This is a genomic window from Acidimicrobiales bacterium (assembly GCA_035316325.1).
GTDB lineage: Bacteria > Actinomycetota > Acidimicrobiia > Acidimicrobiales > VFJN01 > DASXTK01.
Map to the genome: position 1 here is coordinate 1 of DATHJB010000129.1, position 11,859 is coordinate 11,859.

At 72.6% G+C, this 11,859-nt stretch carries 22 protein-coding genes; 5 read left to right on the forward strand and 17 right to left on the reverse strand.

Annotated features, from left to right (window positions below):
- Positions 1–45 precede the first annotated feature (45 nt).
- From VK611_17015 to VK611_17030, 4 genes are all read left to right on the forward strand, one after another.
- Positions 46–678 carry a hypothetical protein gene (locus VK611_17015; protein HMG43035.1) on the forward strand — a complete coding sequence of 211 codons (633 nt, stop codon included), beginning with the start codon at positions 46–48 and terminating at the stop codon, positions 676–678.
- On the forward strand, positions 675–953 hold the full coding sequence (locus VK611_17020) for a hypothetical protein (protein HMG43036.1): 279 nt from the start codon (positions 675–677) through the stop codon (positions 951–953). Before VK611_17015 ends, VK611_17020 begins: the two co-directional genes overlap by 4 nt.
- Positions 954–1,083: 130 nt before the next feature.
- Positions 1,084–1,290 (forward strand): hypothetical protein, encoded by a 207-nt coding sequence (locus tag VK611_17025; protein ID HMG43037.1) that lies wholly within the window; start codon positions 1,084–1,086, stop codon positions 1,288–1,290.
- Positions 1,287–1,883, forward strand: a complete 597-nt coding sequence (locus tag VK611_17030) for a hypothetical protein (protein ID HMG43038.1) — start codon at positions 1,287–1,289, stop codon at positions 1,881–1,883. Before VK611_17025 ends, VK611_17030 begins: the two co-directional genes overlap by 4 nt.
- Before the next feature lie 118 nt (positions 1,884–2,001).
- On the opposite strand, the gene VK611_17035 is transcribed toward VK611_17030, so the two are convergent.
- The 16 genes from VK611_17035 to VK611_17110 form a co-directional block, all read right to left on the reverse strand.
- Positions 2,002–2,316, reverse strand: coding sequence for a WhiB family transcriptional regulator (locus VK611_17035; GenBank protein HMG43039.1), 315 nt, complete (start codon positions 2,314–2,316; stop codon positions 2,002–2,004).
- Positions 2,313–2,609, reverse strand: a complete 297-nt coding sequence (locus VK611_17040) for a hypothetical protein (GenBank protein HMG43040.1) — start codon at positions 2,607–2,609, stop codon at positions 2,313–2,315. The genes VK611_17035 and VK611_17040 overlap by 4 nt, the downstream gene beginning before the upstream one ends.
- Positions 2,593–2,898, reverse strand: coding sequence for a hypothetical protein (locus VK611_17045; GenBank protein HMG43041.1), 306 nt, complete (start codon positions 2,896–2,898; stop codon positions 2,593–2,595). The genes VK611_17040 and VK611_17045 overlap by 17 nt, the downstream gene beginning before the upstream one ends.
- Positions 2,885–3,271 carry a hypothetical protein gene (locus VK611_17050; protein HMG43042.1) on the reverse strand — a complete coding sequence of 129 codons (387 nt, stop codon included), beginning with the start codon at positions 3,269–3,271 and terminating at the stop codon, positions 2,885–2,887. The genes VK611_17045 and VK611_17050 overlap by 14 nt, the downstream gene beginning before the upstream one ends.
- Positions 3,268–3,687 carry a hypothetical protein gene (locus tag VK611_17055; GenBank protein ID HMG43043.1) on the reverse strand — a complete coding sequence of 140 codons (420 nt, stop codon included), beginning with the start codon at positions 3,685–3,687 and terminating at the stop codon, positions 3,268–3,270. Before VK611_17055 ends, VK611_17050 begins: the two co-directional genes overlap by 4 nt.
- Positions 3,684–3,935: a hypothetical protein gene (locus VK611_17060; protein HMG43044.1), complete on the reverse strand. Its 252-nt coding sequence runs from the start codon at positions 3,933–3,935 to the stop codon at positions 3,684–3,686. Before VK611_17060 ends, VK611_17055 begins: the two co-directional genes overlap by 4 nt.
- A gap of 11 nt (positions 3,936–3,946) precedes the next feature.
- Positions 3,947–4,627, reverse strand: coding sequence for a hypothetical protein (locus tag VK611_17065; GenBank protein HMG43045.1), 681 nt, complete (start codon positions 4,625–4,627; stop codon positions 3,947–3,949).
- Complete coding sequence (locus tag VK611_17070; protein HMG43046.1) at positions 4,624–4,854, reverse strand: hypothetical protein; 231 nt, start codon at positions 4,852–4,854, stop codon at positions 4,624–4,626. Before VK611_17070 ends, VK611_17065 begins: the two co-directional genes overlap by 4 nt.
- A gap of 152 nt (positions 4,855–5,006) precedes the next feature.
- Positions 5,007–5,555, reverse strand: coding sequence for a recombinase family protein (locus VK611_17075; GenBank protein ID HMG43047.1), 549 nt, complete (start codon positions 5,553–5,555; stop codon positions 5,007–5,009).
- Between the two features lie 462 nt (positions 5,556–6,017).
- Positions 6,018–7,691 carry a phage/plasmid primase, P4 family gene (locus tag VK611_17080; GenBank protein HMG43048.1) on the reverse strand — a complete coding sequence of 558 codons (1,674 nt, stop codon included), beginning with the start codon at positions 7,689–7,691 and terminating at the stop codon, positions 6,018–6,020.
- A complete protein-coding gene (locus VK611_17085) occupies positions 7,688–8,062 on the reverse strand; it encodes a hypothetical protein (protein HMG43049.1) in 375 nt (124 codons plus the stop codon). The genes VK611_17080 and VK611_17085 overlap by 4 nt, the downstream gene beginning before the upstream one ends.
- A 92-nt stretch (positions 8,063–8,154) precedes the next feature.
- Positions 8,155–8,643 (reverse strand): hypothetical protein, encoded by a 489-nt coding sequence (locus VK611_17090; protein HMG43050.1) that lies wholly within the window; start codon positions 8,641–8,643, stop codon positions 8,155–8,157.
- A complete protein-coding gene (locus VK611_17095) occupies positions 8,640–8,849 on the reverse strand; it encodes a hypothetical protein (GenBank protein ID HMG43051.1) in 210 nt (69 codons plus the stop codon). The genes VK611_17090 and VK611_17095 overlap by 4 nt, the downstream gene beginning before the upstream one ends.
- 149 nt (positions 8,850–8,998) lie before the next feature.
- Positions 8,999–9,211 (reverse strand): hypothetical protein, encoded by a 213-nt coding sequence (locus VK611_17100; protein ID HMG43052.1) that lies wholly within the window; start codon positions 9,209–9,211, stop codon positions 8,999–9,001.
- Entirely contained in the window at positions 9,208–9,417 is a 210-nt protein-coding gene (locus VK611_17105; protein HMG43053.1) for a hypothetical protein, read from the reverse strand. Before VK611_17105 ends, VK611_17100 begins: the two co-directional genes overlap by 4 nt.
- On the reverse strand, positions 9,417–9,701 hold the full coding sequence (locus VK611_17110) for a hypothetical protein (protein ID HMG43054.1): 285 nt from the start codon (positions 9,699–9,701) through the stop codon (positions 9,417–9,419). The genes VK611_17105 and VK611_17110 overlap by 1 nt, the downstream gene beginning before the upstream one ends.
- Before the next feature lie 336 nt (positions 9,702–10,037).
- Between VK611_17110 and VK611_17115 the strand changes: the two genes are divergently transcribed.
- Positions 10,038–10,508 (forward strand): hypothetical protein, encoded by a 471-nt coding sequence (locus VK611_17115; protein ID HMG43055.1) that lies wholly within the window; start codon positions 10,038–10,040, stop codon positions 10,506–10,508.
- Here VK611_17115 and VK611_17120 read toward each other — a convergent pair.
- The coding region (locus VK611_17120; protein ID HMG43056.1) for a recombinase family protein at positions 10,505–11,859 on the reverse strand (1,355 nt) is incomplete at its 5' end. The two genes, VK611_17115 and VK611_17120, sit on opposite strands and share 4 nt — an antisense overlap.

Below are 11,859 nucleotides of genomic sequence, written 5' to 3' on the forward strand. Positions count from 1 at the left end.
CTCGCCACGCATAGTGGTGACGATGAGACCGAGAGGACAGGACAGATGGCAAAGACCAATCAACCCGCAGCGGCGACGATCACGAAGGTGCAGGACCAGCTCGGGGCGACGCCTCGCAGCACGGCCGCCCTGGCGAACGCATCGGGCCTCAGCCCGGCGACCACCCGGAAGGCCCTGACCGTGCTGGCGACCGAGGGCCTGGCCGCGAAGAACGAGCAGGGCGACTGGCACGTCGTCACGACGGGGTCGCCGGCCAAGCCGAGCGACCTGGGCACCCCGGTCCCAGAGGCCACGCCGGAGAACACCAAGGCACTGGCGAAGGCCACCGCCAAGAAGGCCCCGGCCAAGAAGGCGGCGGCGACCAAGAAGGCCGCCGCCCGGCCCGAGGCCCCGGCCTCCCCGCTCACCGGGGTCGCCGAGAAGCTGGCCGCCCTCGGCCTCTCCGACAAGCTGGCCCGGCACGACGCGCAGCTCGTGGAGCTGCTGGCCGAGCACGGGCCACTGACCAAGGCGCAGGTCCTGACCAAGGTCCCCGGCCTGTCGGACTGGGCCTTCCGCCGCATGGCCGAGGGGCGCCACTCCGACCGCAGCTTCTCGCCGCTGCTGTCGGTCACCGGCCAGGGCAAGACCCGCACCTACACGCTCAGCCAGCAGGGCACGAAGGTCGTCGGCCGGTGAGCACCTGCCAGCACTGCGGGCACCCCGTCACGTTCGGCCAGACCGAGCACGGCCACCGGGGCTTCGTCCACGAGGCGACCGGCACGACCGAGTGCCCCGCCTCCGCCGCCACCGCCGAGGGTGACCCCGACGAGTTCGAGGTGCCGGCCGACCACCGGTGCGCCGACTGCGGCCACCTGTGGCCGGACCACCAGGGCGACGAGAACGGGGTGTCCTGCACCCGGTGCGACTGCACCGCGTTCAACTACGTGCCGCCGGGCTGGGGGCAGGCGTGACCTGCCGCTGGTGCGGGTGGGGCGTCCGCCGGCACCCCACGCTCGGGTGGGTGCACGAGGCGACGGCCCACACCGACGGCCGAGCCAGCTGCTGCGGTGGCCGGCACCGGGCGGAGCCCGAGGAGGCGGCGTGACCGGCGCCACCGACCGGCAGCTCGACCGGCACGAAGTCACCTGCCGGGTGGCCGACGCCATCGAGGACACGTACGGCCTCGGCGCCGCCCTGGAGTTCCGGCACGAGGCCGAGCGCGCGGCCAGCCGGGACGAGCTGCACGAGGTCGTCCGGCGGTACCTCGCCCGCCTCGACGGCCTCGACGTGGGAGGCTCGGGGCGGTGAGCGCCCCCGACGAGCTGATCCTGGCCGACCTCCGGGCCGCCATCGAGACGGGCGACCCGGAGGCCATCGCCCACGCCATCAACCAGGGTGCCTACGAGGCGGCGGTGGCCGAGGGCCACCCTGACGGGGCCGAGGGGTTCACGAAGACCGTCCTCCGGGCCGGTCGAGCCAACGGCCCGAGGCTGCTGCAGAGCTGGTTCATCAACGGCCGCCTCACGTCCGACGACCTCCACAAGGTACTCGCGGACGTGTGGACCGGGGCCGAGTGGCCAGCGCAGAGCCTGGGGGTGGCGACCTGGGTCCACCTCTTCCGCATGGCGGGGATCGTCAGCGACGACGGCGGCCCACCGCCGACCGAGCCACTGACCGCCTACCGCGGGGCCACGTGGGGGCGGCGGCGGGGCATGTCGTGGACGACGGACCGCGAGCGAGCACGGTGGTTTGCCGACCGCTTCGCCGTGCTGGGTCCGGCGTTCGTGTTCACGGCGGAGGTCCCGCCGGGGGCGGTGCTGGCGCTCATCGGCGAGAAGTACCGTAGCGAGGGCGAGGTGGTCGTGGACCCGGCGCTGCTGCCACCGATCCGGCGACCCTGACCACACCCGACCCCGAAGCCCCTCGGTCTACCGGCCGAGGGGCTTTCTCTTTGCCGCATCGGCCCGTAGGTCAAGCGAGGCTCCCCGCGGTAGGTGTCCCGGGTATGCGGCAGTGGGCCTACCCGGCGCGGGCAGCCTTCACCTCTTGGCGCAGCTCCTGCACCGTCGAGCCGGCGATCACGCCCAAGAGGCGGTCCTGCGACACCGACAGCTCCCCGAGCGCCCAGGCCCGGCAGTGGGGCTGCACCGGGCAGGTGGCGCAGCCCCACCGGGCGAACGACACGAGGCGCATCCGGCGGACGGACCGGCTCGGCGTGAGCGACATCAGCTCGTGGAACGTGTCCCGCCACGCCGGCTCCCGGCACCGGGCGTGGTCGAACCAGGCGGGGCGCGGTTCGAGGCCGGTGAAGGAGGAGAGGTCGGCACCGGTCACGCCAGCACCTTCACCGGCAGCCGGCGCTGGCGCCGGCACCGCCGGCAGAGCCGGCCGTCGAGCCGGCACGGCCCGTTGCCGCACGTCGGGCAGTGGCCCCGCTGGTCGCCGGGGTCGTTCCGGTTGGGCTCGGCGTGCGCCGTCGTCCAGCCGTTGATGCACGCGTAGCGGTAGACCTGGACCCGCAGCGGGGGCGGCACCGGGGGGCGCAGCGGCCACGGAGGGGCGAGGCGGTCCAGGGTGCGGCCGACCTCGCCGGCCACGAGGGTGGCGACGTCAGTTGTCGTCGCCACCACGCTGGTCGCCCTCGTAGCGGGCCAGCTCGGCCTCGGCCCACTCGATGACCCGGCGGCCGTACTCGATGACGAACGCCAGCTCGCCCCGGCGGGCGGGCGAGAGGCCGTCCTGGGCGCGAGAGGCCCACGCCTCGACGTTGCGCTGGCTGTGTCGGAGGTAGTCGAGCAGGACGGACAGCTCGGCGGCCGTCTCGATCTCGGCCAGCTCCAGGTCGAGCAGGGAGCGCGGCGCCGGGGTGAACTCGACCGTCCGCAGCTCGGGGCGGGCGTCGTCAGCTGTAGACATGGACCACCCCACCGCCCTCGTTCCAGGGCCAGCCGGGGAACCGCTCGGCCCGCTCGGCGCGCTGGGCCTCCTGCCGGTCGATCGTGTCGCCCACGTACGGGTGGAGCGTGCCGGGTGAGCGGGCCTGGGCCAGCTCCACCAGCGACGGCCCCGCTCGCTCGCCGGGGCGCAGCTCCGGCTCGAACGGCACGTCGAGGACGGGGGCGGTCGGCCGCTTCGGCCGGTACTCCATCAGGTCGGCCATGTGGTCCCAGAACTCGGCACCCTGCGGCCCGTACCGCGTGCGGACGCCCTCGGGAGGGTCGGCGTCGTAGGGGTCCGCGAGGTGGTCTGCGAGGGCGGCGAGCTGTGGCGAGCGGGCGCGGGGGTTCACGGCAGCCGGCCCCCGTTGGCGACGAGGTCGTGGAAGGTGTGGCCGCCGTTCCAGGTCGGGCGGCGCCGGGGGTCCACGGGGCGGGTGCGCAGCCCCGAGGCGACGAGGGCGTCGGCCAGGTCGGGGCGCCGCTGCCGAACGGCGGCCAGGGTGACCCGGCGGGCCGCTACGGGGGTGGTCGGCGGGGGCGGCGGTCCCTCCGCGAGGAACCGGCGCTCGGCGGCGGTCGGGTTGGCCAGGACGACCCGGCGGCGCTTGGGCTGGGAGCAGAGCGGCGTGCCGTCGGGGCACAGGCCGTAGCTCTCGGCCAGCTTGGCGACGAACGAGGCCGGCAGTCCGTCCAGGCGCGCCAGGCGCACCCGGTCGGCGGGCCGGAGGCCGGGCGTGTCGGGGTCGACGTCGTAGGGGTTGGTCACCGGCCGAGCACCTCCTCCGGGGGCGGCGGGCCGGGCGTTGGTGGGACTCCGACGGGAGCGGGCCGGATGCGGGGCAGCTTCGCTGCGGCAGCCGCTCGGCGGTGCTCGGCCAGGGTGTACCACCGGCCGCCGACGGGCGGCGCGCCGAAGGCGTAGCGGCGCTGGGTGGGGCCGTAGAGGCGGTCGCGGGCGTCCAGGGTGACGGCCTCGTAGTGGACGGGCGGCGGGGCGGGGGCGGACTGGGACATCAGGGGGCCTCCTAGGGGGTCGCTCCGCGGATCGGGAGCTGGCTGTCGAGCTGGCCGGGGGTGGCGAGCCGGCCGGTGGCCTCCAGGGCACCGCCGCGCCGGGCCTCCTCGAAGGCCGAGCGAAGGGCGGCGCCGAACTCGCGCTGCTGGTCGGGCGTGATCGACGGGACGGCCCGGAAGGCGGCGGTGAGGAGGTGGTAGGTCGTGGCGCCCTGCAGCTCGGCCAGGTTCAGGTAGCGCTCGCTGACCTGCACGTCGGCGCAGTGCCGCGCCACCCGGGCGGCCCGGTCGAGCATCCGCTCGTAGGCGAGGAAGGCCGGGGTCGGGCCGCGGTAGTCGGCGTCGGTGAGCTGGGAGGCGAGCACCTGCACCTGCCAGTGCGCGGCGGTGTTCAGCTCCGCCAGGGCGCGGTACGGGTCGACCGGGGCGCCCTCGCACAGCTCCCGGTGCCACCGCGCGAGCTGGCTGTCGGGCCGGTCGAACTGCTCCCGGAGCCAGCGGCTGGCCTGCGCGGCCCGGACCTGGGGGGCGCCCGCGCCGTGGAGGGCGCAGACCCCGCTCCCGTAGAGGGCGGGCCTGCGGCAGCGCTCGGTAGAGCCGCGGCGGCTGGCGGTGCAGCGGGAGGCCTCGGGGAAGTCGGCCACGAAGCCGTCGCCGTGGGTGTAGGCCCCGGCGGCCTGGACGGCGGTCACGGAGCACCCCCGCGGACCCGGGCGGCGTGGAGCTGCCGGGCCAGGTCGGGCGAGCGCTCGGCGTCGAAGAGGTCGCAGCACTCCTCGATCCCGTCGAGGACCAGGCGGCGGGCGAGGTCCGAGCGGGTCGTGTGCTGCCGGGCGACGGCGGCGTCCAGGGCGGCCAGCTCGGCGTCGTCGAGGTGGGTGGCCACCTTGTGCCGGCGGAGCGGTCGGGCGGTCGCCATGGACCTATTAGATCCTGACGGTTCCGCCGTAGATACTCCTGATCTGCCGGTGGTGACCTAGTGAAAGGTGTTGGCGGTGGGCGGCTCGATCATCGCGATACCACCACCGGCGAAGCCGGGTCGCCGTCGAATCCGGGTAGCGGAGATTTGCCTCAACTCGGCTTCGTCGCGCGCTCGCGCTCCCACCGCTGGTAGTAGCCGCTCTTCTTCCGCGGCTTGGCGTCCTTCGCTCCGGGCTGGCGACCGATACGCTCACCACGAGCGGCCTTCTTGGCCAGGCCCGCCTTGATGCGCTTGCTCAAGCGTGCGGACTCCTGCTGCGCGACCCAGGCGAAGAACGCGGTCAGCAGCTCCTGGAACTCGGGCGGGCCGTCGGTCCAGGACTCGCTGTGCGACAGCACGAGGACGCCCCGCTCGCGGAACTGGCGCATGACCTTGAGCATGGGCTCGATGCCCTCACGAGACAGCCGATCGAGTGCCCACACGAGCAGGACCTCGTACTCCCCGTGGCGGGCGTCCTCCAGGGCCTCGTTCAAGCGCTCACGGTGCGCGCCGGTCCAGGCGCTGGTGTCCTCCAGCTCGTAGGTCTGGACGACATCCAGGCCCCGGTGCTCCGCCCACGAGCGCAGGTCCCGAAGCTGGTTCTCCACGTCCTGCTCGTCGGTCGAGACGCGTACCCAGATCGCCGCTCGCTGCCCCATGTCACCCCGTCCTTTGTTGGTAGAACTAGCACGTCCTAATTCTACTTATAGGCGATAACCGCAAGACAGTGCGTGACCACGAGCGTGACGGTTAGTTGAAAGAAGTAGCTTGTTTACTGGCACCGACAACTTTCAATCAGCGCGTGCTGGCGCTAGGTGAAAGGTGTAACGGCCGAGTGCTGGCCAGCAATGCGGCGTGCTGGCCGTCGTGCTGGCCAGCACATTTGCTGGCCACCGAGTGCGAGATGGTCGGCTGGGTGGCCCGCGAGGCGTGCTGGAACCAGTGGCCAACGTGCTGGCTAGTTGAGGTGTCCGTAGGGTGGTCACCGATAGGTTGTGTCGGCCAGTTGACTCGTGCAGTTCGACAGTTCAGACATTGATGTTAGGAAACTCCTATACGAGGATCTCTATAGAGAGTTTCCAAACATCAATGTTCAAACTGTCGAACTGCACGACTGGGGCCTACTCGACGCCGGGCAGCAGCCGACCGACGACCCGCTCGTGGGCCTCGCTGATCGTCTCGGGCCGCAGCCCGACTCCCTGGAACACCCGACCGTCCTCGGAGGTGACGCCCGGGAGCTTGCGGATCGCCGCGTAGAGCTGCCGGCGCCCACCGGTCTCGCCCCGACCCCGCCACCGCTGGAACCGGTCGTAGGTGGTCTTCATCGGCACGCTGAGGTCTGCCCCGACCTCCAGCCACTCCGCGCAGAAGCGGGCGTACACGTCCTGCGAGCGGGCGTAGTCGGCCGTGGCCTTCGCGACGGCCGGGCTGGGCGCGAGGCCCGTGCTCTGCCGGGCGGCGTCCGCCTGCGCCGCTTGGAGGTCCACCCACCAGGCGTGGGCGCCCTCGACCAGGGCGGCGAGCACGCCCTCCGCCTCGTCGCGCAGGACCCGTTCCTGGAGGAACCGGTCCTGCTCCGTCCTCGGCAGCGGCGGCCCCGCCGGCAGGACCAGCACCCGGCGCTGGATGCCGCCGTCCCACTCCAGGACGTTCGGGAACTCGTTCGTCGCGAGCCAGATCGTCCACGTCACCGGGGCGCTCCGCTCGACCCCGGCGTACAGGGTGTAGGTCGTGACCTCGCGGTCGCCGGTCAGCTCCTTCACGACGGCCTCGTCCAGGTTGTAGGTCGAGTTCGTCTCGGACACGTAGACGTAGCGCCGGCCCACGAGGCTCAGGCGCTCCGACGAGTGGTGGCCGCCGCGGACACGGGCGATCAGCTCCGTCTTGGCCTTGTGCGCGTAGTCCGGTCCCAGCACCGCGGCCGGCACCTCGATCACCTGGGTCTTGCCGGTGTCCGGCTCGCCGACGACGAACACGACCACCTGCTCGGGGTTGGCGCCCACGACCGCCGAGTAGCCGAGCAGCTTGAGCGCGTACGGCGTCGTCTGGTCCCCGTCGTCCTCGTCGGCCTGCTGGAAGGTCCGGGCGACCAGCCCCCGCCAGGTCGGCGCCTCGGCGTCGGGCACGTACCGGTGGGGCACCAGCTTCGTGAGCAGCAGCGAGCGGTCGTGGTCGTGCCGCTGCCGGGTGCGGACGTCGACCACGCCGTTCAGGCAGTTGAGGAGGTACGGGTCCGCGTCGAACGCTCGGGCGTCGGCCCACAGCTCGCGGACGCCCCGGGCGACCTTGACCAGCGCCGCGAGCCGGGCGTCGTTGTGGCTCGTGGTCGCCCACTTCCGGTGCGCCTCGCGCAGGTCGTCGGGGAGCGCGATCGTCTCGGTGTCGATCCGGTCGGCCACCTGTCGGGCCAGGGCGAGGAGGTGCCCGGGTGTCGCGTGCTGCCACCGCTTGTCGTCCCAGACGTACCACCGGTCCAGCTCGGGGACGTAGCGCACGTCCCGGCCGAAGTAGTGCGCGAGCCGCCGGGCGTTGCCGTCGTCGGTGTGGCCGAAGCGCTCGGGCTGGCCGAGGGGCACGCCCGCCTCGCTCAGGGCCGCGACGAGGTCTACGTCGCCGCCACCGCCGTTCTCGCTCACCGGCGCCCCGTCGTCCCGCACTCGGCGGACGCGCAGCGTGCCGCCCGGGTCCTCGCTCTCGCCGCCCGAAGGGTCCCGCTCGAAGCCCCGCGGGTCCCGCCGCAGCTTCTCGGCCTCCTCCTGGATCCGCCGCTCCAGGTCGTACCCGTCGTCGGTCACGTCAGTGCCCCCTCGTGCTCGCGGCGGAACGCCGCTCGCTGCTCGTTGATCGACCGCTGCCACTCGTCGGCCTCGTCGGGCGGGAGCGGGTTCGCCGGCCAGAACCAGCCGAGGAGGTTCAACCGCTCCTCGATGGCCGCCGGGTCGGGCTCGACGCGCAGGTACCGGGCGAGCACGGCGACGTCCCGGGCGAAGCACCGGTCGCACAGCCAGACCTGGAAGTCCCCGTTGGTGCTGCCCAGCTCGAACGGGTCGACGTGGCCGACCAGCTCGACGCCCACGGCGGCACGGCAGCGCTCGCAGAGGTCGGCGCCCTCGTACCAGCCCGGCGGGGGGTCCCCGGGCGGTCGCCTCGTGGTAAGATCGTTCACGTCACTACCTTTCGGCTCGTCTGGTGGTGGTTCAGCAATCGTTGGTGTTTCGGGGTCGCCCTTCCTCGGGGGCGGCCCCGCTCCGTTGTCGGTCAACCCGCCGGTCGTTCGCTGCCCTGTTGCGCCTCGTCGGTGGCTGCTCGCACGACGGCGAGGTGCCGCCGACGCCGGTTGGCGGCGTCCACGAGCAGCCGGTTGAGCGCGTCGCCCTCGGGGTCCGGTTGACTCGGCGCCAGCACCGTGACGAAGTGGACGTTGCTGCACTCGTACTCGTCCACGGCCGTGACCTCGTAGCCGAAGGCGTCGCCGTCGACGCAGACGCCGGGGACGACCCGGCGGGCGCGGTCCTCGGGTCCCTCCACGTGCGCCACCGTTTCGGTGGCCCGGTCGTACGCCTGCTCAACCTGGACCAGCCAGCCAGCGACGGACACGACCTCGGAGCACAGGCCGGTGGGCGGTACCGCCGAGTCGATGGGCACGCTGGCGCCGTGCTCCTCGACGGAGAACAGCACCCGCCAGCCGGTCGGGGCGGGCTGGAAGTCGACGGTGACCCACTGCCACCGGACCTTCGGGCGGGTCACGCTGTCCGCTCCTCGTACCCGTGCTCGCGGTACAGCGCCCGGCGGACCAGGGTCGCGAGGGTGGTGCCCTCCTGTCGGGCCTGCCGGACGAGCTGGTCCCGGAGGTCGAGCGGGACGGTGGCCATCACCTTCCCGTCGTACTTACGGGTGTGGGTGCCCGGCGGTCGGCCGCGCTCCCGATGGAGTGTCGTATCCACGTCGGTCATATGGTTCACCGTAATCTCGATCAATGACGATTGAAACTACAGCTCGTCGGGGTGGTACGATCTTGCACGAGCACCGCTTGGTCCGCAGGCTCAGAAGGTGAAGGTCCGGCCCCGGGGCGCCTCCGCTCCCCGGGGCCGTGACCGTTCTCCTAGGCGTCGAGGTCGACGGGATCGCCGTCGAACCGGACGAACGTGTCGCCGTTGGCCAGCCGCCGCACGCGCCACAGCTCCGGGCCGGAGGTGGTGCCCACGGTGAAGCTGACCTCCACCACGACGGCGGTCAGCGCCCGCTGGACCGTCTCGGCCGCGCTGCCGGCGATGGCGAGCGCGTCCTCGATCGGCCGCTGGGCCGGGCCGGTCACCGGTCGCCCTCGACCAGCTCGACGCTGCGCACGTCGATCTCGACGTGGTGGCCGAGCTGGTGGGGGAAGTCGAACGCCGCCGTCGCCAAGGCGTGCAGCAGCGATACCTCCACCGTCCTGGCCTCGCCGTCGACCGTGACGGCGTAGCGCACGGTGTACCGGTTGAGGGCGGGGTCGTGCTGGACGTGCCCCGCGTCGACACCCATCAGTAGTTGACGGCGAAGCCGCCGTCGAGCCGCACCGTCTGCGTGCTGCCCTCGTCGACGGCGACCGTCACCTCGTGCTGGTCGCCGTCGAAGTCCGTGATCGTCGCGACAACCACGTAGGTGTCGGGGTAGGGCAGGCTCACGGCCGTGATGCCGTACGTCCACTGCGTGCCGCAGAGCCGGGCGAGGATGCCCCGGGCGGTGTCCATGGCCTCGTCCACCGTCAGGGGCGGCCGCTCGTCGTCGGGCTGGACGGCCTCAGCCGCCTCGGTTTCGATAGTCACCACTAGCTCCTCCGCTAGTCGAGGAGCGTGGTGACGCCGTGGGGTCCCGTCTTCACCAGGCCATGCGGCGCCACCACGACTCCGGTCTTCCGGTTCAGTCGTTGGTGTGCGCCACGCTGGTCGCTGCCCAAAGGGCGGGGCTGGCACGTGGAACTAAGGGGCCAGGGCGAGGAGGATAGCGCCCCGCAGACGGGCCGCAACGGCTCCGTGGGCCTGAACACCCACGGGACCGGTGGCGATCAAGCCTCGCTTGACCTAGGCCCCCAGAACCGCCCAACCAGACGTGCGTGGCCGGGTGCGTCTGGTCAGCCGAGCGGTGCGCGATCATGTACGGCGATGCTGTCCACCCTGGTGCCGCTCGTCGGCGTCGCCGGTGGCCTGTTCGTGCTGTGGCAGGCGGCCCTGCGCTGGCGAGCCTTCGGGACCGACCGGGTCCGCGAGCTGGTCGCCGAGGCGCGGACCACGCTCCACGAGATCAGGGACCGCGGCGAGCTCGTCAAGTCGGAGTTCCTGTTCAACAGCCGGTCGACGCTGGAGGTCCGGCTGCAGGACCTCCGCGGCCAGCTCCACGACCGCGTGCTGCGGGACCGGCTCGACCACCTGCTGGTGCACGTGCGGAGCGCGTGGAAGAGCGCCCCGGAGCAGTGGTTCGGCATGGCCCAAGGCGACGTCACGGTGACCACGGGCTCGTCCGAGCGGCGCGCCCAGGTCGAGCGGCAGGTCGCGGCCGCCCACGATGCCCTCGTCGAGGTCGACGGGGTCCTCTCACGCTGCAACCAGCTCGACCGCTTGATCGTCCGGCCCTAGCCGGCCCGCTCGGCCTCTAGCTGCTCGACGCCCTCGGCGTAGATCCCCTCGATGAACCGCTCGTCGCGGTCGGCTGCCTCGTCGGCCTCGGTCGGGGTGGCCCGCTCGGCCCGGCGGATGAACCGGTCCCAGTTCCACCGGATGTCCACTCGGCTGGCGTCGAACTTGTTGCCGCCGCGGCGCTGCGCCGGGTGGATGGTCACCCTCGAGAACGCCTGCCGGAGCGCCGTCCTGCGGTCCTCCACGTCGGCGGCCTCCCACCACGCCGCCAGGGCGGCCCGGTCCCCGAGGGGCAGCCCGGCGGCCTGGGCGTCCTGCGACTTCCGGGCGGCCGTGAGGCGCAGCTCCGTCGTCTCGATCAGCTCTTGCAGGTGGACCCGGGCCGTCTCGTAGTCGTCGGCCGACAGCGTGCCGTGGACGAACCGGGCCTGGACGAGCGCGGTCAGGCGCTCCTGAGCGTCGGTGAGCTGCCGCTCCAGGTCGCCCACGTCGTCCTCGTGGTCGAGGGGGCGCAGCCGGACGGCGGCGAGGAAGTCGACCAGCTCGCGGGCCACGTGCTCGTCCGTCGAGCGCATGGTGACGGCGATCCCGCCACAGTGCTGGTGCCCCGGCTGCTTGACGCACTGGTAGCGCGGGAACTTCGTCCCGTTGGTGTTGTTCTTCATGACCATGTACTTCAACGGGTTGTCGCAGAGGCCGCAGCGGACCAGGCCCGTCAGGAGGTGCCGGTCCCCGAGCTTGCGGGTCGCCGGCCGGGTCGTCAGCGCCTGGACGACCGCGTCGTGCTCGTTCTCCGAGATGACCGCCTCCCAGGTGCCGGGGTGCCGGTCGCCGTTGTGCTGCACGACCCCGGCGAGGACCGGGTTGCGGAGCAGGGCCGAGAGCGTGCGCGACTGCCACTCGCCCGTGACGGTGTAGCTCGGGTACTCGCCGGTCACCGGGTCGGGCGGGGCGTCCCGCACCCGGCGCACCTTCCCGACGGCGGTGGTCTTCACGCCCCGGGCGTTGAGGTCGGTGCAGATCGACCACAGCGACTCACCGCCCAGGACCCGCTGGGCGGCCTCCTTGATGATCACCGCCTCGGCCTCGATGACGCTCTCCCCGTCGTGCGGGCAGCCCTCGACGGTGCAGCCCTCGGGGTCCACGCCGGGGCAGGAGTAGCCGAACGTCCGCCACCCCCCGGTGTGGCGCTTCCCGTTGGCGGCCTGGTAGCGGTGCGAGCGCTTGACACGGGCCGAGATGTTCGCGGACTCCTGCTCTGCGAGGGAGGCGATGAGCGCCAGGACGCCACGCCCGAGGGGGGTCGTGGTGTCGAGGAACGGCTGCGTCACCGACACCAGCTCGACGCCGG

Coding starts and splice junctions, on each gene's coding strand:
- VK611_17095 (HMG43051.1), bottom strand. CDS start 8,849: ATGACCGACGTGGATACGACACTCCATCGGGAGCGCGGCCGACCGCCG.
- VK611_17105 (HMG43053.1), bottom strand. CDS start 9,417: ATGGGTGTCGACGCGGGGCACGTCCAGCACGACCCCGCCCTCAACCGG.
- VK611_17070 (HMG43046.1), bottom strand. CDS start 4,854: ATGGCGACCGCCCGACCGCTCCGCCGGCACAAGGTGGCCACCCACCTC.
- VK611_17015 (HMG43035.1), top strand. CDS start 46: ATGGCAAAGACCAATCAACCCGCAGCGGCGACGATCACGAAGGTGCAG.
- VK611_17060 (HMG43044.1), bottom strand. CDS start 3,935: ATGTCCCAGTCCGCCCCCGCCCCGCCGCCCGTCCACTACGAGGCCGTC.
- VK611_17115 (HMG43055.1), top strand. CDS start 10,038: ATGCTGTCCACCCTGGTGCCGCTCGTCGGCGTCGCCGGTGGCCTGTTC.
- VK611_17045 (HMG43041.1), bottom strand. CDS start 2,898: ATGTCTACAGCTGACGACGCCCGCCCCGAGCTGCGGACGGTCGAGTTC.
- VK611_17075 (HMG43047.1), bottom strand. CDS start 5,555: ATGGGGCAGCGAGCGGCGATCTGGGTACGCGTCTCGACCGACGAGCAG.